At 33.9% G+C, this 19,332-nt stretch carries 17 protein-coding genes; 9 read left to right on the top strand and 8 right to left on the bottom strand.

All coding sequences use genetic code 11. From position 1 onward, the window contains the following. Positions 1-42 precede the first annotated feature (42 nt). From mutY to gldD, 4 genes are read left to right on the top strand one after another with little or no spacing between them, the layout of a single operon-like run. A complete protein-coding gene (gene mutY, locus B3C18_RS13350; RefSeq protein ID WP_291147551.1) occupies positions 43-1,089 on the top strand; it encodes an A/G-specific adenine glycosylase in 1,047 nt (348 codons plus the stop codon). Positions 1,090-1,125: 36 nt separating this feature from the next. After that, positions 1,126-1,566 (top strand): single-stranded DNA-binding protein, encoded by a 441-nt coding sequence (locus B3C18_RS13345; protein WP_073483265.1) that lies wholly within the window; start codon positions 1,126-1,128, stop codon positions 1,564-1,566. Positions 1,567-1,589: 23 nt separating this feature from the next. Next, the gene (locus tag B3C18_RS13340; protein WP_291147548.1) at positions 1,590-2,885 is read left to right on the top strand and encodes a gliding motility-associated protein GldE; all 1,296 of its coding nucleotides are present in this window, start codon (positions 1,590-1,592) and stop codon (positions 2,883-2,885) included. After that, on the top strand, positions 2,886-3,446 hold the full coding sequence (gldD, locus tag B3C18_RS13335) for a gliding motility lipoprotein GldD (RefSeq protein ID WP_291147546.1): 561 nt from the start codon (positions 2,886-2,888) through the stop codon (positions 3,444-3,446). 56 nt (positions 3,447-3,502) lie between these two features. Here gldD and B3C18_RS13330 read toward each other — a convergent pair whose 3' ends face one another. Next, positions 3,503-3,880 (bottom strand): heavy-metal-associated domain-containing protein, encoded by a 378-nt coding sequence (locus tag B3C18_RS13330; RefSeq protein WP_291147544.1) that lies wholly within the window; start codon positions 3,878-3,880, stop codon positions 3,503-3,505. A gap of 101 nt (positions 3,881-3,981) precedes the next feature. On the opposite strand from B3C18_RS13330, the gene B3C18_RS13325 reads away from it, so the two are divergent. Beyond that, on the top strand, positions 3,982-4,848 hold the full coding sequence (locus tag B3C18_RS13325; protein WP_291147542.1) for a DMT family transporter: 867 nt from the start codon (positions 3,982-3,984) through the stop codon (positions 4,846-4,848). Positions 4,849-5,364: 516 nt separating this feature from the next. Then, a complete protein-coding gene (locus B3C18_RS13320; protein WP_291147561.1) occupies positions 5,365-5,598 on the top strand; it encodes a hypothetical protein in 234 nt (77 codons plus the stop codon). A 427-nt stretch (positions 5,599-6,025) separates the two neighbouring features. Here B3C18_RS13320 and B3C18_RS13315 read toward each other — a convergent pair whose 3' ends face one another. Both B3C18_RS13315 and B3C18_RS13310 read right to left on the bottom strand, forming a co-directional pair. Continuing rightward, positions 6,026-8,074: a M16 family metallopeptidase gene (locus tag B3C18_RS13315; protein ID WP_291147540.1), complete on the bottom strand. Its 2,049-nt coding sequence runs from the start codon at positions 8,072-8,074 to the stop codon at positions 6,026-6,028. A gap of 12 nt (positions 8,075-8,086) precedes the next feature. Next, complete coding sequence (locus tag B3C18_RS13310; protein WP_232676269.1) at positions 8,087-9,409, bottom strand: M16 family metallopeptidase; 1,323 nt, start codon at positions 9,407-9,409, stop codon at positions 8,087-8,089. A 276-nt stretch (positions 9,410-9,685) separates the two neighbouring features. On the opposite strand from B3C18_RS13310, the gene rplU reads away from it, so the two are divergent. After that, positions 9,686-10,126, top strand: coding sequence for a 50S ribosomal protein L21 (gene rplU, locus B3C18_RS13305; RefSeq protein WP_053472561.1), 441 nt, complete (start codon positions 9,686-9,688; stop codon positions 10,124-10,126). Positions 10,127-10,150: 24 nt separating this feature from the next. Next, a complete protein-coding gene (gene rpmA / locus B3C18_RS13300) occupies positions 10,151-10,411 on the top strand; it encodes a 50S ribosomal protein L27 (RefSeq protein ID WP_012023622.1) in 261 nt (86 codons plus the stop codon). A gap of 398 nt (positions 10,412-10,809) precedes the next feature. Here rpmA and B3C18_RS13295 read toward each other — a convergent pair whose 3' ends face one another. Both B3C18_RS13295 and B3C18_RS13290 read right to left on the bottom strand, forming a co-directional pair. Next, a complete protein-coding gene (locus tag B3C18_RS13295) occupies positions 10,810-13,566 on the bottom strand; it encodes an AsmA-like C-terminal region-containing protein (protein WP_291147536.1) in 2,757 nt (918 codons plus the stop codon). Between the two features lie 44 nt (positions 13,567-13,610). Beyond that, positions 13,611-14,192: a tRNA-(ms[2]io[6]A)-hydroxylase gene (locus B3C18_RS13290; RefSeq protein ID WP_053472563.1), complete on the bottom strand. Its 582-nt coding sequence runs from the start codon at positions 14,190-14,192 to the stop codon at positions 13,611-13,613. Positions 14,193-14,305: 113 nt separating this feature from the next. Between B3C18_RS13290 and B3C18_RS13285 the strand changes: the two genes are divergently transcribed. Then, positions 14,306-15,550 (top strand): glycosyltransferase, encoded by a 1,245-nt coding sequence (locus tag B3C18_RS13285; RefSeq protein WP_291147533.1) that lies wholly within the window; start codon positions 14,306-14,308, stop codon positions 15,548-15,550. On the opposite strand, the gene B3C18_RS13280 is transcribed toward B3C18_RS13285, so the two are convergent. The 3 genes from B3C18_RS13280 to B3C18_RS13270 form a co-directional block, all read right to left on the bottom strand. Next, entirely contained in the window at positions 15,547-16,422 is an 876-nt protein-coding gene (locus B3C18_RS13280; protein WP_291147531.1) for a helix-turn-helix domain-containing protein, read from the bottom strand. The genes B3C18_RS13285 and B3C18_RS13280 overlap by 4 nt on opposite strands. A gap of 92 nt (positions 16,423-16,514) precedes the next feature. Then, positions 16,515-17,054 carry a carboxymuconolactone decarboxylase family protein gene (locus tag B3C18_RS13275; protein WP_291147529.1) on the bottom strand — a complete coding sequence of 180 codons (540 nt, stop codon included), beginning with the start codon at positions 17,052-17,054 and terminating at the stop codon, positions 16,515-16,517. A 367-nt stretch (positions 17,055-17,421) separates the two neighbouring features. Further along, on the bottom strand, positions 17,422-19,269 hold the full coding sequence (locus B3C18_RS13270) for a hydrolase/aminopeptidase (protein ID WP_291147527.1): 1,848 nt from the start codon (positions 19,267-19,269) through the stop codon (positions 17,422-17,424). Positions 19,270-19,332 lie beyond the last annotated feature (63 nt).

The raw sequence follows: 19,332 nt of genomic DNA, 5'->3' as shown, positions 1-19,332 counted from the left end.
TAATTACATAAACATTTACTTTTGCATTTTAAGGATTTGACTATGAATTTTCATAACACGCTGATAAAATGGTATTTACAAAACAAACGTGATCTTCCATGGCGAAAAACGGCCGATCCGTACCAAATTTGGCTCTCAGAAATTATGCTGCAGCAAACAAGAGTCGCGCAAGGAATGCCTTACTTTTTTGCATTTACAGCGGAATTTCCTACAATTTTTGATCTTGCAAATGCATCAGAAGAACAAGTTTTAAAACTTTGGCAGGGACTCGGATATTATTCGCGCGCAAGAAATCTTCATAAAACAGCAAAATACGTCGCAGAGGATCTAAACGGAAGTTTTCCTCCTTCTTATAAAGAACTTTTAAATTTAAAAGGCGTTGGTGAATATACTGCCGCCGCAATTGCATCTTTCTCCTATAATGAAGCCGTTCCGGTTGTAGACGGAAATGTATTTCGTGTACTTTCCCGTTATTTTGATATAGAATCAGATATTGCGCTTCCCGCAACAAAAAAAGAATTTACAAAACTGGCTTATGAATTAATGCCAAAAGATAACCCTGCAATCTTCAATCAGGCAATAATGGAGTTTGGTGCGCTGCAATGCGTTCCTAAAAGTCCGAATTGTTCTGTTTGTGTTTTTAACGATAGCTGTTTGGCGTTACAGAAAAAGAAAGTCGATTCTCTGCCTGTAAAATCCAAAAAAGTAAAAGTGACAAACCGTTTCTTTAATTATATGGTTTTAGAAGATGTTTTAGGAAACACTATTATTCAAAAAAGAACTGCAAAAGGAATTTGGCATAACTTATATGAGTTTCCTCTTTTTGAGAGCAGCGAAATTGCAGATTTTAGTACTATCTCAGAAATTGCACAAAATGATATGTTTTCTTCCTATACTATATTAGGTATAGAAGAATGCGCTGAAGCCACCGTAATTCATAAGCTTTCGCACCAGCATCTTCATATTCAATTCTGGAAAATAAAAATTAATGAAGTGCTCGAAAACGGAATTGATTTGAAAACTTTAAAAAGTTTTCCTTTTCCAATTGTGATATATAATTTTATAGAAAAGCAGGAAATAAATTGCTAAAAAAATGTATCTTTGGTAGAAATACCACTATTAATTATGAATGGAACATTAAATAAGGTTATGCTTATTGGTCATTTAGGCGATGATGTAAAAATGCATTATTTTGATGGAGGGAACTGTATTGGACGCTTTCAGCTTGCTACTAATGAAGTTTATATTAACAAAACGACCAATGAAAAAATAACATCTACAGAGTGGCATAATTTGGTTGTGCGTAATAAAGCTGCCGAAATTTGCGAAAAATACCTATCTAAAGGGGATAAAATATATGTTGAAGGCCGTATTAAATCTAGGCAATGGCAGGCTGAAGATGGTACGACTAAATATACAACAGAAATTCAGGTTACAGAATTTACTTTTCTGACTACCAAAAAAGAAACTGGAAATCATAAGCCAAGCCACGATCAGGAACCAGCAAAAAACACTAACTTTGATGCGCCAAACGAAGGCTTGCCAATTAATGATCTGCCTTTTTGATTGTTTAACTAATCTTATGTAATTTGGACCCGGAGCCCAGTTTATTATTTACAACAACTTTAGACACCAATTTAATCATTGGTTTTGTCGGAATATTTATTTTGCTGTTTCTTTCAGCAATTGTTTCAGGTGCCGAAGTTGCACTTTTTTCTTTGTCCCAAAAAGATATTGACGACACACTTCAGGAAAACCTTTCGAAAGGAAAAATTATTTCTGATCTTTTAGATAAACCCAAAAAACTTTTAGCGACCTTATTAGTAGCCAATAACTTTTTAAATATTGGAGTCGTTATCTTGTTCTCTTTCATTGGCAGAAACATTTTTGGAGGAGTTGAATCGCCTGTTTTAAAATTTATTTTAGAAGTAATTCTCGTTACTTTCCTAATTTTGTTATTTGCAGAAGTTTTGCCAAAAGTTTACGCAAGCCGAAACAATATAAAATTTGCCAAACGTTTCGCTTATTCCATTTCTATTTTAGATAAATTACTGTCGCCAATAAGCTTGCCTATGCGCAGCCTTACTTTATATTTGCATAATAAATTAGGAAAACAAAAAAACAGCTTTTCTATAAATCAACTTTCTCAGGCTTTAGAATTAACAGATTCTGAAGGAACATCAACAGAAGAGCAAAAAATATTAGAAGGAATTGTTTCTTTTGGAAATACAGATACAAAGCAGGTTATGAGTCCGAGGATTGATATATTTGCTTTAGAAATTACAGAATCATTTTCGGCCATATGCCCAAAAATAATTGAGAAAGGATTTTCGAGAATTCCGGTTTATCGAGATAATATTGACCAGATAGAAGGCGTTTTGTTTGTTAAGGATTTATTGCCGCATATTGATAAAGAGAATTTTAACTGGGCAAGTTTAATAAGAGAAGCATTTTTTGTTCCTGAGAATAAAAAACTGGATAACTTATTAAAGGATTTTCAAAGTCTTAAAAGTCACCTCGCAATTGTGGTTGACGAATATGGCGGAACTTCCGGATTGGTTTCTTTAGAAGATATAATTGAAGAAATAGTAGGGGATATAAGCGATGAATTTGATGATGAAAATTTAAATTTCTCTCAAATAGATGAAAAGAATTTTCTTTTTGAAGGAAAAATAAATCTTAAGGATTTCTATAGAATTGTCGATGTCGACGAAGATCTATTTGAATCTCATAAAGGCGAAGCCGAAACGCTTGCCGGATTTATTTTAGAAATCCTGGGGAATTTCCCTAAAAAAGATCAAAAAATAGCTTTTGAAAACTGTGTTTTCACAATAGAAACCGTTGATAAAAAGCGAGTTAAACAAATAAAAGTAACAATAGAATAAATGTTTAAAAGAATAATTTCGGTAGCGGTAATTTTGCTCACATTAACAGTTGTAAGCTGTAAAGATGATGTTTTGCCTAAACCTGCAAGTTTCCTTAGATTAGATTATCCAGAAGCCAAATATGTCAATTTTGAAAATAATTGCCCATTTGCTTTCCAGATGAATGAAGATGCCATTATTAAAGGTGAAAAAGACTGCGGATTTGCAATCACCTATCCAAAGATGAAAGCGACAATTTATTTGACTTATAAACCTGTTCACGGCGATATTGAAAAGCTTTTAAAAGATGCCCAAAAATTGACTTACGAACACGTTATTAAAGCCGATGATATTTTAGAACAACCGTATTTAAACGCCGAAAAGAAAGTGTACGGAATGTTTTATCAAGTGGATGGAAACGCGGCTACAAACTCTCAATTTTACGTTACAGACAGTACAAAACATTTTATAACTGGATCGGTTTATTTTTATGCAAAACCAAATTTTGATTCTGTAATGCCAGCCGCAAGTTATATCAAAAATGATATGCAGCGTTTGATGGAAACATTAAAATGGAAATAAAGAAATAATAAAAAAGGCGTTCAATTGAACGCCTTTTTTATGGAGAAACTTTAAACTTAAGATTTAAAGTTTGAAACTTTATATGTTTTTCCGTCTCCGGTTTCCTGAACAACTTTAGTCAATGATTCAGAATTTTGAACCGTTTTATCAAATGTAACAGTCGCTAATTTTTTATCAAAATCAACAGTTGCTTTTTCTACACCTTCTAAATTAGATAATTCGGTTTCGATAGTTTTGGCGCATCCAACCGCACAAGTCATACCTTCAATATTAAAACTTGCCGTTTGTACGTTTTCGGCAGCAATTGGTTTATGCTCTTTTGGAGTAGTTTTTTCAGCATTTATTACTGCTAAACTTTTATCTTCTTCTTTTTTACAGCTTACGAATACTACACCAGCAATTGCTAATGAAGCTATGATTTTTGTGAATTTCATATTATGAGAATTTAATTTACTAATAATTTTCTTTGCAAAATTAATAAAAAGGAAGAGGCTAATTCGTAAAAATAGTACAAATTTGCAGTAAAATACTTTTTATGGATGCAAAACAGTTAAAGTGGGCTTACTTGTTAGTATTGTCCTTAATTTGGGGAAGTTCTTTTATTTTAATCAAAAGAGGATTAGTAGGTTTAACCGCGATTCAGGTTGGATCTTTCCGAATTATTTTTGCAGCTCTTTTTTTATTGATTGTTGGTTTTAAAAGTTTAAAAAAGATCTCTCGCCGCCAATGGAAATTTGTCGCCATAACTTCGGTTTTTGGAACTTTTACACCAGCTTTTCTTTTTGCGATTGCCGAAACCGAAGTTGACAGCTCAATTGTAGCCATTTTAAATTCGCTTACACCTTTAAATACTTTAGTTTTAGGAATATTAATTTTCGGAATCCAATTTCAAAAACGACAGGTTTTAGGTGTTTTTGTTGGTTTAATCGGATGTTTGTTACTCGTTTTAAGCGGCGCGTCGGCACATCCTGGACAAAATTATTATTATGTAGTTTTGGTAGTTATCGCAACGCTTTGTTATGCGATAAATGTCAATTTAATTAAAAAATATTTATCAGATTTAAATTCGTTGAGCATCACAACAGGAAACTTTGCCGTTTTGCTTATTCCGGCGTTACTTATTTTAAGTACGACAGATTTTCCTCAAAGAGTAAATCTTGAAGCAACACAGCATTCAGTTTTCTTCGTCATGATTTTAGGAATCTTAGGAACCGGAATTGCCAATGTTTTGTTTTTTAAATTAATTCAGATTTCGTCTCCGGTTTTTGCAACTTCTGTGACTTATTTAATTCCAATTGTTGCTTTTTTCTGGGGATTATTAGATAACGAAATGCTTACGCCAATTCAGTTTTTTGGTGCTTTTATTATTTTGATTGGCGTTTATTTATCGGCCAAGAAATAATCAAGATTTAGTTTGTCATCCTGAGCGAAGTCGAAGGGCGCTCCAATTGGAACGGGGCTTCGACTTCGCTCAGCCTGACAAAGCAGAACGAAGTAAAATTTTATTTATATGTCACCCTGAGCGAAGTCGAAGGGCGCACAAAGAACGTCGACTTCGTTTAGCCGGAGATAACGAAACGAAAAAAGCTTTGTCAAAGTTTTTTAGACGAAGTTTTGTCATTTCGACCGAAAGGAGAAATCGCACTAGAAGCTCCGTAAAGAATGTCGTCAATCTTTGTCGAATCCCGTGTGCGATTTCTCCCTTCGGTCGAAATGACAAACTTTGAGCAAATATATAATTTGTAGTAATTTTCTTTTATTTTTTAATATATTTGAAGTTCCTATAAATGTCAAATATATGAAACTCAAAGAAATTTTGCCCGTGTGGTATGGTGGCGGTATTGGAAACAACCGTAACGCTTTTGACGGCGTAGGACACCTTAGCTATGCGGGTTTTTACTTCCTAATCGTCAAAATTATGAACACAAACGCCCTTTCAAAAGAAACAGAATTGAGATTAAATGATTTTTTCAACAATTCAATCGATCCTAAACTTATGGCAAAAACCATTCGAAAAGTAAATTATATACTTGCTTTAAGTATAATGCGGGATTGTGAAACAATGGAAACCGAGAAAATGAATCTTGAAGAAGGTTTTTATTGGCTGAATGAATTAGCCGAAATTCTGAACCCTTATCTGGATGTTGAATGATCAAAAACAAGAAAGGTTGTCGTAATTGACAGCCTTTCTTGTTTTGCACAAAGTCTTGTCACCGTGAGCGATCCCGAGGCTTCGGGAGAAGGGTGTGCCAATTGGAACTGGGCTTCAACTTCGCTCAGCCTGACAAAGAAATGTCAATGTCTAATAGATTATTCACATGTCACCCTGAGCGAAGTCGAAGGGCGCAATGAGCGTCGACTTTGTTTTGTCATTTCGACCGAAGGGAGAAATCGCACTAGAAACTCCGCATAGAATGTCGTCAATCTTTGTCGAATCCCGCGTGAGATTTCTCCCTTCGGTAGAAATGACAAACTTTGGGGTTATTTAAATGAAAAAAGCTTTGTCAAAGTTTTAAACTTTGACAAAGCCTATGAGAAAAAATCTTAGCACCTTAGTATCTCAGAACCTCAGAACCTTTCTACAAAAAATCTGCATCCGAAACTCCTTCATTAATCTTGATATCTGTCATTTTGATATCTAATTCAAAACCTACATTTTGAACCAAATTAAAAGGAACTTTTACACCTTTTACTTCTCTGTAATCGTTGAAGTTTGTTATTTGAGAAACCGATTTTCCGTCTTGTTCACGTAGTTTTGATTTTGCAACTTTCAATCCAGATTTCACATCATAATAATGAGTTGTGTTGCCATCTTTAATTGCATAAGCATCACTTCCGTTAATTGGTTCAATGCTGTCAACTTTAAGATCTGTTCTTTTTACCAATTGTAATTCTTCAAAAGGAGCGGCGTTTGCTTTCATTTCTTTAAGATCTTCGCCTTCAAGGTTTTTACGTTTTCCTTGCTGTTCGATATAAGCACCTTTATCATTTACAACCTGTTTCATCAAATTCATAGTTCCCATAGAAAGAGAAATCATCATTTTTCCTTTAGAATCCAATTTTGAAGTAAAAGTCAACGGAGCCGGAGCTTGCGGAACTTTTGTTGTTCCGTCCATATAAAGTGTTTTTACGGCCGTTACGGCTTTTTCTCCGCCAATGGCTTTGATGTAATTTTCGAAAACCGTTTTTGCTGTAATTCCTGCTGGAGCTTCTTTTTTAACAGCTGGTTTTTCAATTGGATTTCCGTATTTATCAAAATAATAAATCGGAATTTGAAGTTTTTCTAAACCAGCAATCACATCAGAACCTTTTCCAACAACAACAATTCGCATGTTGTCAAGTAAAAAGTATTTGTTTGCCACACGATAAATATCATCAGCGGTTACGTTTGTAATCGTCTGAATATATTTTTCGTAGAAATCAGCCGGAAGTTTTTCTGTTTCAATGTTTAAAGCATAACGCGCCACAGCCTGAGGTTTTTCAACCTGCATAACAAAACGGCCGATATATCCTGCTTTTACATTTCTTAAAACTTCCGGATCAACTCTTTCGGTACGAACTCTTTTAATTTCTTTTATAAACTGAACCACGGCGCTGTCTGTAACAGCATTACGAACCGCAGACGAAGCTTTGAATTTAGTTACATATTTTCCGCTTCCAATGCTTGAATTTGCGCCATAAGTCCAAGCGTGCTGCTCGCGTAAATTCATGTTTAAATAACTGTTGAAATCACCTCCTAAAATTTGATTTGCAATTACAGCAGGGAAAAAATCAGGATCGCTCATTCTTAAATTTACCGTATTTACCAACGAAATCTCTGATTGAACCGCATTTGGAACATCTACAAAATCAATTTGAAGTTTAGAGGCGTTTTCAGGATTTGGATAGGTATTTTTTGGAGCGGTTTGTTTTTTCCATCCACCAAAAAGTTTTTCTACAGATGCTTTAGTTTCCTTGAATTTTACATCTCCAATGATAACCAAATAGGCATTTTCAGGCACAAAATAAGTAGCATAATTTTTTTGAACATCTTCAAGTGTCACATTTTTTACGGTTTCTTCAGAAAGATATTCTCCAGAAGGATGATTTCTTCCAAAAGCTAAAACGTCAACAACACGATTTGCAATTGCCGGAACGCTTTTTTCATCGGCTTTAAGCCCTTCTAATAATTTTGCTTTTTCTTTATCAAATTCAGTCTGTGTGAAATTTGGCTGTAAAGTACCTTCGGCTAAAAGCTCTAAAACACGTCCAGAATATTTAGATAATGAGCTTGCAAAAGCACCTTGCGATGTAAAATTGATGTTTGCACCATAAAAATCAATTTCTTCATTAAAAGCTTCTTTTGCAGTTTTTTTAGTTCCGTTACCAATTAAACTGCTGGTTAATTCATCAACACCTTTTTTATTTCCTTCTGTAAAAGGAGCATTGTCCAGCGTAAGGTTAAAACTTACTCTTGGTAATTTATGGTTTTCGACAACCAGAACTTTCATACCGTTTGCCAAAACAAAGGTTTGAGGTTTTTTAATATTAACTACAGGCGGGTTTCCTGGTTTTGGTTGTGGACGATCTTGTGCTTGCATAATTCCAGTTAGGAATAAAATGATTAAAAATGTATATAAATTTTTCATGATTCGATATTCTTAGTTCTGAGATTTTGGGGTAGGAATGTAATCTAAAATTAAGCGCTGATTAGGGTTTAGATACTTTTTGGCTACTTCTCTAATTTCCTCTCTTGTAATAGAATGGTAAATATCAATTTCGGTATTAATTAAATTTACGTCTCCGTAAAGTAAATAATACGAAGCCAGATTTTCTGCAATTCCTTCTACGCTTGCATTTGCATTCACAAAATTGTTATCGAATTTGTTTTGTAATTTTTCGTAATCTTTCTCAGAAATCAAATCGGTTTGAAGTTTTACGATTTCTTCATCCATTTCTTTTAAAATATCGGCTGTCGTATTTGGAGCCATTGGCAATCCATATAATATATAGGTTCCGTAATCTTCCTGACTAAAACCAACAGCACCAATTTGAAGTGCCATTTTTTTATCGTCGACAATTTTTTTGTACAATTTAGAGCTTTTTCCGTCGCTTAAATAAGATGAAATCAAATCTAAAACTCTGGCGTCTCTTGTTTTCATAGATGGCGTTCTATAAGAAGCCACAACCATTGGAATCTGAATATTCGGATCTTCGTAAGTTGCTTTAATAGTTTGCGTAATTGGTTCTTCGGTATAAGTTTGCTTTTTAACGTCTTCACCTTTTGGAATTGGTCCAAAATATTTCTGAACCCATTCTTTAGCTTTTGTTTTGTCAAAATCTCCTGCAATTACTAAAACTGCATTATTTGGCGTATAGAATTTTTTATTAAAAGCCTGAAATTCTTCAAGAGTTGCCGCATCCAAATCTTTCATAGAACCAATTGTAGTCCAGCGATACGGATGGTTTTTGAACATATTCTTTTTAACTTCCGGAAGAATATTTCCGTAAGGCTGATTGTCGTAACGCATTCTTTTTTCTTCTTTTACCACTTCATTTTGCGTGTCAACTCCAATTTTATTGATAATTGGGTGCATCAATCTTTCAGATTCCATCCATAAACCTAATTCTAAATTGTTAGATGGAAAAACTTCATAATAATACGTTCTGTCGTCAGAAGTATTGGCGTTGTTTACTCCGCCGTTTGCAGTAACGATTTTCATCCATTCGCCGCGTTTTATATTTTGAGTTCCTTCAAATAATAAATGTTCGAAGAAATGTGCAAAACCTGTACGATCCGGACGTTCGTCTTTTGAACCCACATGGTACATTACAGAAGTAATAACCACGGGTGCCGAAGGATCGTTATGCAGAATAACATGCATGCCGTTATCTAAATTGTATTCTTCAAAAGCCACCTTTTGAGCATGAGCTACTCCGCCAAGCATTAGTGCTGCACTTAACATCATTATCGAATTTTTCATAAAGATTAATAAATTTAAATACCTAATAAAATATGTAGGTAGCCAAGAGTTGATTATAGTTACATCAAAAATAACTTTTTTTAATTATCAATTAGAGGTTTATCTTTGTTTTGATTACAATTTAACAATCTTTTACCTCTAATTGAGGGTGAAATTCTTTTAAAAAGCCTTGAAAAACAACGGTTAAACTACTTAAAATATTTTTAGTGTAAGAGATTGCACAGTAAATTATTAGTTGTATATTTGCAACCTTAAAAATCAATAAATCAATTTGGTATGTATGCAATCGTAGAGATAGCAGGGCAACAATTTAAAGTAAGCAAAGACTTAAAGGTTTATGTTCACCGTTTAGCTAATGAAGAAGGTTCAAAAGTTTCTTTTGACAAAGTTCTTTTATTAGATGATAATGGAAATGTAACTTTAGGCGCCCCAGCTATAGAAGGTGCTTCAGTAGAAGCTAAAGTGTTACAACACTTAAAAGGTGATAAAGTTATCGTTTTCAAAAAGAAAAGAAGAAAAGGATACAAAAAAAGAAATGGTCACAGACAATATCTTACACAAATTGTAATTGAAGGTATTACTGCAGCAGGAGGAACTAAAAAAGCAGCAGCTAAAAAAGCGGTTGTAGCAGAAGAAGCAGCTACTGAAGAAGTAGAAGCTCCTAAAGTGAAAAAAGCAGCAGCTCCTAAAGCGAAAAAAGAAGCTACTAAAGAATAATAACAATATTTAAACTCATACGTCATGGCTCACAAGAAAGGTGTCGGTAGTTCGAAGAATGGTAGAGAATCAGAATCAAAACGTTTAGGCGTTAAGATTTATGGTGGACAAGCTGCTATTGCTGGGAACATCATCGTTAGACAAAGAGGTTCAAAACACAATCCAGGTGAAAATGTTTACATTAGTAAAGATCACACACTACACGCAAGAGTAGCTGGAGTTGTTAAGTTCCAAAAGAAAAGAGATAACAAATCTTATGTTTCTATTATTCCTTTCGAGGCATAATTAACAAGATTTACTTTTTATAAAAAACCCGTTCTGAAAAGATCGGGTTTTTTGTTTTTAGTCATTGCGAGGAACGAAGCAATCTCACGAGCTAAATCAATTGCGGGTCATTGTTAGTGCGGTTGCTTCGTTCCTCGCAATGGCGAAGATTGGTTTTTATTGTTGAGTTTGATAAACGTAAAGCAAGACCTGACAGGTTTTTAAAACCTGTCAGGTCTAACTAACATTGTCGAATTTCTTTATAGAGTTTCATGCGGAGATTGCTTCGTTCCTCGCAATGACAAATCGCAAAAAAACCTTTGTCAAAGTTTTAAACTTTGACAAAGGTCTATAAGATTTATTCTAAACTGATGAGAATTGGAATTTGGAATTTAGAAAATTGAAATTTTAAATTTATCTTATTCAGTATCCTTAGTCTCCTCCAAATCCTCAGTTTTACGTCCCACTTTTACTTTAGGATTATCCTGAGTTCCGGTAACAGTTAACGGGATTCCAAATATTCCCAATGGAGGTAAACCTAAACGCATTTTTAAATTCAATTTTCCGTCTAAGCTTGTTGTTCCTTCAATTCTTGGTCTAAAGCCCGCAAACTTAAATTTAAAGCGTTCTACGGTCATAATATTATTCTTGATCGTACTTTTGATGTCTACTTTTGAAACATCAGGATTCTTCATCGATTCAGAACTGGTTTGTTTGCTTACAGCATTAAACATTTTCAATCCTCGTACTTTTACATCTTTTACAGAAAGTGTTCCACCGCCAACAAGCGAAGGATAAACAGGTTCCATATTTCCGTTTAAACGCCCTTTTAATTGATAATCTAACGAAACAATTCCCTGGGCTTTTTCAGCAGCGCTTGCCATTTTTCTAAAAACTTCAATTTCGTTGTACGCTCTTTTAATGTCAAAGTCAGATGCTTTTATAGAATAATCAAAATTTGCTTTTTGCGGCGTTACAGCTTGATAATTCGCATTCATGGCAACCTTACAGCCAATTAAATCAAATCCGGTATTTTGCATCGTCAATTTACCTTTGTTCATGGTTAAATTACCCGTTGCATTTTGAAGGTTTAACTTATCGAAATTTACTTTTTGGGCATTGGCTAATAATTGTAAATTCAGATTTGTTGGAATAATAATAACGCCAGTTTGTGCAGCTTCGGTTTTTGTTTCTGGTTTTGGAGCTGCATTTTTTGTTACAGAAGCATCTGCTGATGTATTCGACATAAATTCATCAACATTAATATATCTTGCCGAAACATTAAAAGAACCTTTTAAAACTCCTGTATTTGTTGTAGCATAATTGAAAACATTTTGAAGATAACCATTCATTTTAAAATCAGATTGTCCGTATGCTGCCGTGAAATTATTAAACGACATTTTATCCTGATTGATTTTGAAAATCCCTTCTTTGATAATGAATTTTTTTGGCAGATATTCTGATGCAATCCCAATATTTCTTAACTCAAGCGTTCCTTTGTTATACAATTTGCTGTAGTTTCCTTTTTCGGCATCGCTTTGTTTTCCTTTTAAAACTAAATCAGCTTTTACGAAACCATCTAAATCTAATCCTTTTTGAGAGAAAACTTTATAGATTCTGTTTACATCCAGTTCTCCTTTTGCTTTAATATCGTAAGCTAAATCATTAAAATCACTTAAATCAGCTTCTACAAAAACAGGTTTTCCTTCAAAAGTAAATTGAGCAGGTTTTAGTTTTATTTTTAAATCGTCAAAAGTTCCTTTTTGATTGTCGATTTTAGATTTTATAGTAATATTGGTAATTGGATTTGGATAGTATTTTGTTTTCACATACCCATTTTCTAAATCAAAAACACCTTTTGTAACAGGGAAAAGTTTATTTTTTTGATCGAATTTTCCATTTGCCTGAATATCTCCGGCTAAAGAACCTTTTAATTCAATATCTGGAATTCCAAGTGCTTTTGTTAGTTTGCTAAGGTCGATTTTAGCTTTAAAATCGGCATTAATTTCTGGCGCGTTTACACCTTTTACAAAGAATTTAGATTTTATATAATCCTTATTAATATTTAAGGATAAGTTTTTAGCATCAACCGTTAAAAGATCCGGATTTAAAGACGGAACTTTTGTTTTTACTTCAAAATTTAAATTAGAAACCGGAAATGCACTTTTGTTATAATTCACAAATCCGTTGTCGATTTTTACGTCAAGATTTAAATCTGGAGCAATATTTTGCGAAGTAATATAATCCCCTTTTAAGGTAAAAAGCAAAGTCGTATTTCCTTTTAATTCTGTTTTAGAAAGCCATGTAATGTATTTTGGCGGAAAAGCTGTAAATACATCGTACAAATCACTGTTATCAGATTTAATGACAAAATCCATATTGTAACCATCTTTCAAAATATCAAATTTCCCTTTAAAATCGACCAAAAGCTGATTGATTTTTAAGTTGTTCTGCTGGAAGAAAAAGGATAAAGAGTTAATGTTTACTTTGGTAATTAAATCGGCATCAATTTTTTTATTCATTAAATACGGTTCATCTTCATAAATGATATTTAACTTTTCGATTTTTGCTTTTGAAGATAAATCGAAAACCGCCTTATTCAAATCGCCTTTTCCTAAATAATTAAAGCCTAAAGCGTCAAAATGAACTTTTGTTGATTTGTCATCATAGATAATCTTACTGTTTAAAATCTCAATTCTTTCCAGTTTTAAAGCGGTATCTGTACTGTCTTTTGTTTCTGTGGCTTTGGCCTGGGATTTATAAATGTTGTAATTGGCTTCTCCGTTTGGGTTAACTTTTACATTGATAAACGAATCTGATAAATAAATCTGGTCAATTTTTACCGATTTACTAAAAATTAAACTGGCTACATTTATTCCAAAAGAAACCTCTTTTGCCGTAATGAATTTTTCGTTTTTGTATGGCGCTGAACCGTTAAGACTCAAATTGTCTAAAGTTAAAGTCAGTGACGGAAAATGACGAAAAAACGAAACTGAAACATCAGAATAATTCAATTCTGCGCTTAGTCTTTCGTTGGCTGTTTTTTTGATCTGTTCTTTTATCTGATCCTCAAAAACGATTGGCGTTAAAAATAATAGTGCTAAAATAACAGCGAAAGTTATCCCTATATACTTCGCAATTTTGAATACGATTGATCTGGATTTACTTTTTTGCATAGCAATTTGTGGTGTTTAAATAATAGAGTGAAAAAGAGCGTAGTTTATCCGTGAACGGTTTCTGATTTACCGTAATTGGTAATAATAGAACCTTCATATTCAATCCATTCTTTCCATCGTTTATCGATGTCGATATTGTCTTGGTATTTTCTGGCGAATCCTAAAAAAGTAGTATAATGTCCGGCTTCAGAAATCATTAAATCGCGGTAGAATTTAGCTAATTCTTCGTCTTTTATGTTTTCAGAAAGTACTTTAAAACGCTCACAGCTGCGGGCTTCGATCATGGCCGAAAATAATAAACGATCGCAGAGCGCATCACGTCGGCTGCCGTCTTTTTTCATGAATTTAAAAAGCTCATTTACATAATGGTCTTTTCGTTCGCGTCCTAAAGTAAGACCACGTTTTTTTATAACATCATGAACCATTTGTAAATGCTCCAGTTCTTCGCGGGCAATTACAAGCATTTCGGTAACTAATTCTTCTAATTCAGAGTTGTAAGTCACGATACTGATTGCATTTGAAGCTGCTTTTTGTTCGCACCATGCATGATCAGTTAAAATTTCTTCAATATTTGACTCGACGATATTGACCCAGCGAGGGTCTGTAGCTAATTTTAATCCCAACATAATTTCCCAGCATTTAATTCTTGCAAAATTAGTGATTTTTATTACTAAAAGTCAGGAAATGTCGTGCGATTGCGCTGAAAAAAGCATTATTTTGTATGTTAAAATAAATAACCATGAATCAGATAAAAAAACTTCTTATAATTGGGTTTGTCTGGCCTGAGCCAAATTCTTCTGCGGCAGGCGGAAGGATGATGCAGTTAATTTCCATTTTTAAACAAAATGAATTTGAAATTACATTTGTAAGTGCGGCTCTGGACAGTGATTTTATGGTTGATTTATCTGAATTTGGTGTTACCAAAAAAAGTATCGAACTTAATTCTGCCAGTTTTGATGATTTTATAATGGATTTAAATCCAGATGTTGTTTTGTTTGATCGTTTTATGATCGAAGAACAATTTGGTTGGAGAGTAACAGAAAACTGCCCGAATGCAATCCGAATTTTAGATACAGAAGATTTGCATTGTCTGCGAACAGCAAGGCAGAAAGCTTTTAAAGAAAATCGAAATTTTGAAATAGTAGATTTGTTTTCTGAAGAAGTAGCAAAACGTGAAATCGCCAGTATTTTAAGATGTGATTTATCCCTAATTATTTCTGAATTTGAAATGAATATCCTGCAAGATGTTTTCAGAATAAACAAAGATTTGCTTTTCTATCTTCCTTTTCTGGTTGATAAAATATCTGAGAATGATCTTTCGAAATTACCTTCGTTTGAAGATCGCAAGAATTTTGTTTTTATTGGAAATTTTCTTCATGAACCCAATTGGAATACGGTTCAATATTTAAAAGAAGCGATTTGGCCTTCAATAAAAAAAGATTTTCCAGAAGCTGTTTTAGAAGTTTATGGCGCGTATCCGTCGCAAAAAGTATTGCAATTGCATCAGCCTAAAAATGGATTTTTTATTATGGGAAGGGCAGAAGATGCAATTGAAGTAGTAAAAAAAGCACGAGTTGTTCTGGCGCCAATTCGTTTTGGAGCTGGTTTAAAAGGAAAATTATTAGAAGCGATGCAATGTGGAACGCCAAGTATAACGACTTCAATTGGTTCAGAAGCGATGCATGCTAATTTGCCATGGAACGGATTTGTTGAAGATGATGCTTCTGAATTTGCTAAAAAAGCAATTGCACTTTATCAGGATGAAAATCTTTGGAAAGAAACTCAAAAAAACGGCATTGCTATTATTAATGAATGTTATCAGAAGGATAAATATTCAGATGAATTAGTGTCTTTGGTGAATTCATTATTAATGGATTCCAAAAGCCATCGACTTCATAATTTTATGGGGAATTTATTGCAGCATCACGCCTATAAAAGCACAATGTATATGTCAAAATGGATTGAAGCGAAGAATAAAAATTAGGCTTCCATTTTTCCAAAACCTACCGTTTCACGATAAATTTGCGGCGAAACATCGGCATTTGTTTTAAAAAATCGGCTAAAATAATGTTCGTCGTCATAACCCAATTCATAAGCGATTTCTTTTACCGTTTTGTTGGTCATGTATAACTCTCTTTTTGCTTCAATAATGATTCTTTCGGCAATTAAATCGGTTAAGGTTTTGTTGAAATAATTCTTGGATAATTTTGCCAGAGCTTTAGGTGAAATGTTCAGTAAATCAGCATAATTTCCGGCGGAATGCTTGGTTTTGAAGTTGAGTTCAATAGCGTCTTTTAAATTTTGAAGAATCACAGGTTCTTTAGAATCCGGAACTGATTTCATTTCTTCTAATTGTTCTGTTTTTAATCGGGAAGCTGTTATTAAAAAGATTTTTAAATAGGAAATAAGCAATTCGTATTGTGCTAGTTCTGCATTTTGAATTTCAGTTTTCATTTGGTCTAAAACCATTGCAAAAGTCTGCGTTGCTTGTTCTGTAATTTTGGTATATGGCGGCTGGTAAACGTTGTTGAATAAAACGCCGTTACAGGAAACTTCTTTTTGATGCATGTGAATGCAGAAAAAATCAGGGTGAAAATGAATCGCAATTCCTTCAATTGGTTCGTTTACGCAAAGCATAAAAGGCTGATAAGGAGAAAAGGCGAGGAGTGAGTTTTCTTCAAATTGATGTTCAGCAAAATCGGCTTTTACTTTGCCTTTTCCTTTAGTAACCCAAATTAATGAGAAAAAATTATTTCGCTGTAAATGATCAAAATGGCTGTTGTCATCAAATGGCAGCAGTTTAAAAGCTAAATTTCCATTTTGCGGATTAATTAAAGTGAAAACATTCTGACTCATGATTTGTTGTGGTTTTTGGAAATATAAAGATAGTCATGAATTGAATTCACAACTATCTTTATAAATTGTTTTTTGTTTGAATCTTTTTGAAGTTATAGGCTTGAAACCTCTGGGAAATCGATTTGTGTATTAGCAGTATTGTTGAAGTAGTTTGTTAAAACATTCAATGCTACATGTGCTACAGTTTCTGCAATTTCAGCATCAGAAACTCCTGCGTTTTTGGCTTTGTTTACATCTTCATCACTTACTAATCCGTTTTTGCTGATTAATGTTTTAGCTAATTGTAAAATAGCTTCTGTTTTAGCATCTGCTGAATTTCCTTTTCTTGCGTCTTGTAAAACTTGTGCGTCTGTTTTTAATAGTTTTCCGCCAATAAAAGTATGAGCTGCCACACAGTAATCACATGAATTGCTTTCTGAAACTGCTAAGGCAATTAATTCGCCTGTTTTTGCGCTCAATTTTCCGTGGCTTAATGCACCGCTAAAGTTTAAATATCCTTCAAGAACTGCTGGTGAATTTCCCATTGTTCTCATCATGTTTGGAACTACACCTAATTTTGATTGTACTGCGTTGAATAAATCTTTAGTTTTTCCTTTTACTTCGTCTGGGTTTAATGCTGTTAATCTTGTCATTTTATTTAATTTTTTATATTATTTATTAGTTGTTGTCTTTTGACATTACAAAGGTGCGACGATTACAGATTTTAGAACATGGAGAATTTACGCTATGTGGTGGACAATTTTCCCTGAGGTGTTTTTTGAATGAAAAAAATCCCCAATTACATTCGTAATTGGGGATTTAAATAATTATTATTTATCCCAAAGGGATTACATATCGGTAGAAAAAAAATTGCGATCGTTTTTATTGTCCCGTTAGGGACTATACATTACAGCGAATAGTTTAGTCCCTAACGGGACAAATGATCATAATGCATAATATTTTTTCTACCGATATGTAATCCCTTCGGGATATAAATTGTACACGGAATTCGTGTTTGTTTTATTTCAAAATACCTTCAACAGCCTGAATGGTTGTTGCATGATAACCAGATTTTGCTTTTTCGAAAATTTGATTTGCCCAAACTTTTCCTTCTGGTGTTTTAACCATTTCTTTATAAAGCATCATTACAGAACCTGTTCTGCTGATTCCAATTAAAAATTGTTCAATTGCAGGATAGGCAGGTTTATATTGGTGAATTAGTGCCTGAACAAACCATTGGCGTTTAATGATGAAATTGCCTCCTTTTGTAAAGTTAAATTCACTGTCAATCGCTTCCATTTCTTTTGCTGTAATATCGGCCGGAAGATGATCTATAAAGTGCTGTTTTTCTGCTGTAGTTGTAATTTTTTTGCTTAAACCTGCGACACCAGTTTCTCTCCAGCTTTTTTGGATTTTATCGATAGCATCAAAATCTACTGAACTTACCGGAAGAATATTTGATGGAATTCCCGGTTTGTAAATCCAGTCTTCTAATTTGATTTTATCCGCTAATGCTTTGTCGCCTTTGATAAGGTTTTCGTTTAAATATTTCACGAAATCTTCTGTAGTAATTGATTTGAAAGCATGTGAATCAAAATAATTCTTAATGAACGGATCGAATTTGTCACGTCCAACAGCATTTTCGATAACTCTTAAAAAGGCATATCCTTTTACGTAAGGAATTTGACTGATTCCATCATCAGGGTTTCTTCCTGTCAGCGAAACTTTAAGTCTCGTGTCTGGACTTGTGTCTCCGTATTCTGCTACATTATCAACTAATTCTTTGTTTGTGATAACGTTTTGCATTTCAAATTCTTTCTTTCCGAAAATAGCTTCTCCAATGCGGTGTTCTACATAAGTTGTGAAACCTTCGTTTAACCAAATATCATCCCACGTTGCATTTGTAACTAAATTTCCGCTCCAGCTGTGACCTAATTCGTGTGCTAATAAACTAGTTAATGAACGGTCTCCGGCGATAACTCCCGGAGTTAAGAAAGTTAGGTTTGGATTTTCCATTCCTCCGTAAGGAAAACTTGGAGGTAAAACCAAAACATCGTAACGTCCCCAACGGTAAGGTCCATAAAGTTTCTCGGCAGCTACAACCATTTTACCAAGTTCAGCAAATTCCCAAGCTGATTTTTTCAGCATTGATGGTTCTGCGTAAACTCCGGTTCTGTTGTCGATTGCTTGAAATTCAATGTCTCCAACGGCAATTGCCATTAAATATGACGGAATTGCTTTGTCTTGTTTAAAAGTATAAACTCCAGTATCATTTTTCTTCTGCGGATTTACGGCGCTCATTACGGCTAATAAATCTTTAGGAACAGTAACTTTTGCATTATAGGTAAAACGAATTCCCGGTGAATCCTGACATGGAATCCATGTTCTTGACCAAACGCTTTCTCCTTGAGAGAAAAGGAAAGGTTTCTTTTTGTCTGCAGTTTGTGCAGGTGAAAGCCATTGTAATGCAACAGCATCTTTAGTTGTGCTGTAATAGATGTTTACTTTGGTTGTATTTGGTTCAATGGTAATGTGAAGAGGTTTTCCGTGAAATTCGACGTCTTTTCCAAGTTCAAATTTGGTTTCTTTTTCGTCGTCGCCTAAAGTTACTTTGGTAATGTTTAATGTGTTTTCATCGAAAATAATCTCGTTTCCTTTGCTGATGTTGTCAATTGTCCACGAAGCTTTTCCTGAAATAGTTTGTGTGTCAAAATCAACTTTGATGTCAAGATCAAGGTGTTTTACTACAGCAAGTTCAGGTTTAGAATAACTGTGTTCATCAACAACGCTGGTTGGTTTTTCTGTTTGTTCTTTTTTCTGGCAGGCTATTGCTGTAAGAAACAAGATTAGAAGGGTTAGTTTTTTCATATTATGAAGTATAGAATTTTGAGGATGAAAATTAAACAAAAAATCCCGTTTTGAACAAACAAA

The organism is Flavobacterium sp. UBA7680, from assembly GCF_002482975.1.
Taxonomy (GTDB): domain Bacteria; phylum Bacteroidota; class Bacteroidia; order Flavobacteriales; family Flavobacteriaceae; genus Flavobacterium.
Note: the sequence above shows the minus strand (reverse complement) of the source record. Positions and strands in the feature narration are given on the sequence as shown.

Bases quoted from the DNA above. Each gene is read 5' to 3' on its own strand.
- B3C18_RS13315 (WP_291147540.1), bottom strand. From the start codon at position 8,074: ATGAAAAATTTATATACATTTTTAATCATTTTATTCCTAACTGGAATT.
- B3C18_RS13310 (WP_232676269.1), bottom strand. From the start codon at position 9,409: ATGAAAAATTCGATAATGATGTTAAGTGCAGCACTAATGCTTGGCGGA.
- rpmA (WP_012023622.1), top strand. From the start codon at position 10,151: ATGGCTCACAAGAAAGGTGTCGGTAGTTCGAAGAATGGTAGAGAATCA.
- B3C18_RS13280 (WP_291147531.1), bottom strand. From the start codon at position 16,422: ATGAGTCAGAATGTTTTCACTTTAATTAATCCGCAAAATGGAAATTTA.
- mutY (WP_291147551.1), top strand. From the start codon at position 43: ATGAATTTTCATAACACGCTGATAAAATGGTATTTACAAAACAAACGT.
- rplU (WP_053472561.1), top strand. From the start codon at position 9,686: ATGTATGCAATCGTAGAGATAGCAGGGCAACAATTTAAAGTAAGCAAA.
- B3C18_RS13330 (WP_291147544.1), bottom strand. From the start codon at position 3,880: ATGAAATTCACAAAAATCATAGCTTCATTAGCAATTGCTGGTGTAGTA.
- B3C18_RS13345 (WP_073483265.1), top strand. From the start codon at position 1,126: ATGAATGGAACATTAAATAAGGTTATGCTTATTGGTCATTTAGGCGAT.
- B3C18_RS13290 (WP_053472563.1), bottom strand. From the start codon at position 14,192: ATGTTGGGATTAAAATTAGCTACAGACCCTCGCTGGGTCAATATCGTC.
- B3C18_RS13285 (WP_291147533.1), top strand. From the start codon at position 14,306: ATGAATCAGATAAAAAAACTTCTTATAATTGGGTTTGTCTGGCCTGAG.
- gldD (WP_291147546.1), top strand. From the start codon at position 2,886: ATGTTTAAAAGAATAATTTCGGTAGCGGTAATTTTGCTCACATTAACA.
- B3C18_RS13320 (WP_291147561.1), top strand. From the start codon at position 5,365: ATGAACACAAACGCCCTTTCAAAAGAAACAGAATTGAGATTAAATGAT.
- B3C18_RS13325 (WP_291147542.1), top strand. From the start codon at position 3,982: ATGGATGCAAAACAGTTAAAGTGGGCTTACTTGTTAGTATTGTCCTTA.
- B3C18_RS13295 (WP_291147536.1), bottom strand. From the start codon at position 13,566: ATGCAAAAAAGTAAATCCAGATCAATCGTATTCAAAATTGCGAAGTAT.
- B3C18_RS13270 (WP_291147527.1), bottom strand. From the start codon at position 19,269: ATGAAAAAACTAACCCTTCTAATCTTGTTTCTTACAGCAATAGCCTGC.
- B3C18_RS13275 (WP_291147529.1), bottom strand. From the start codon at position 17,054: ATGACAAGATTAACAGCATTAAACCCAGACGAAGTAAAAGGAAAAACT.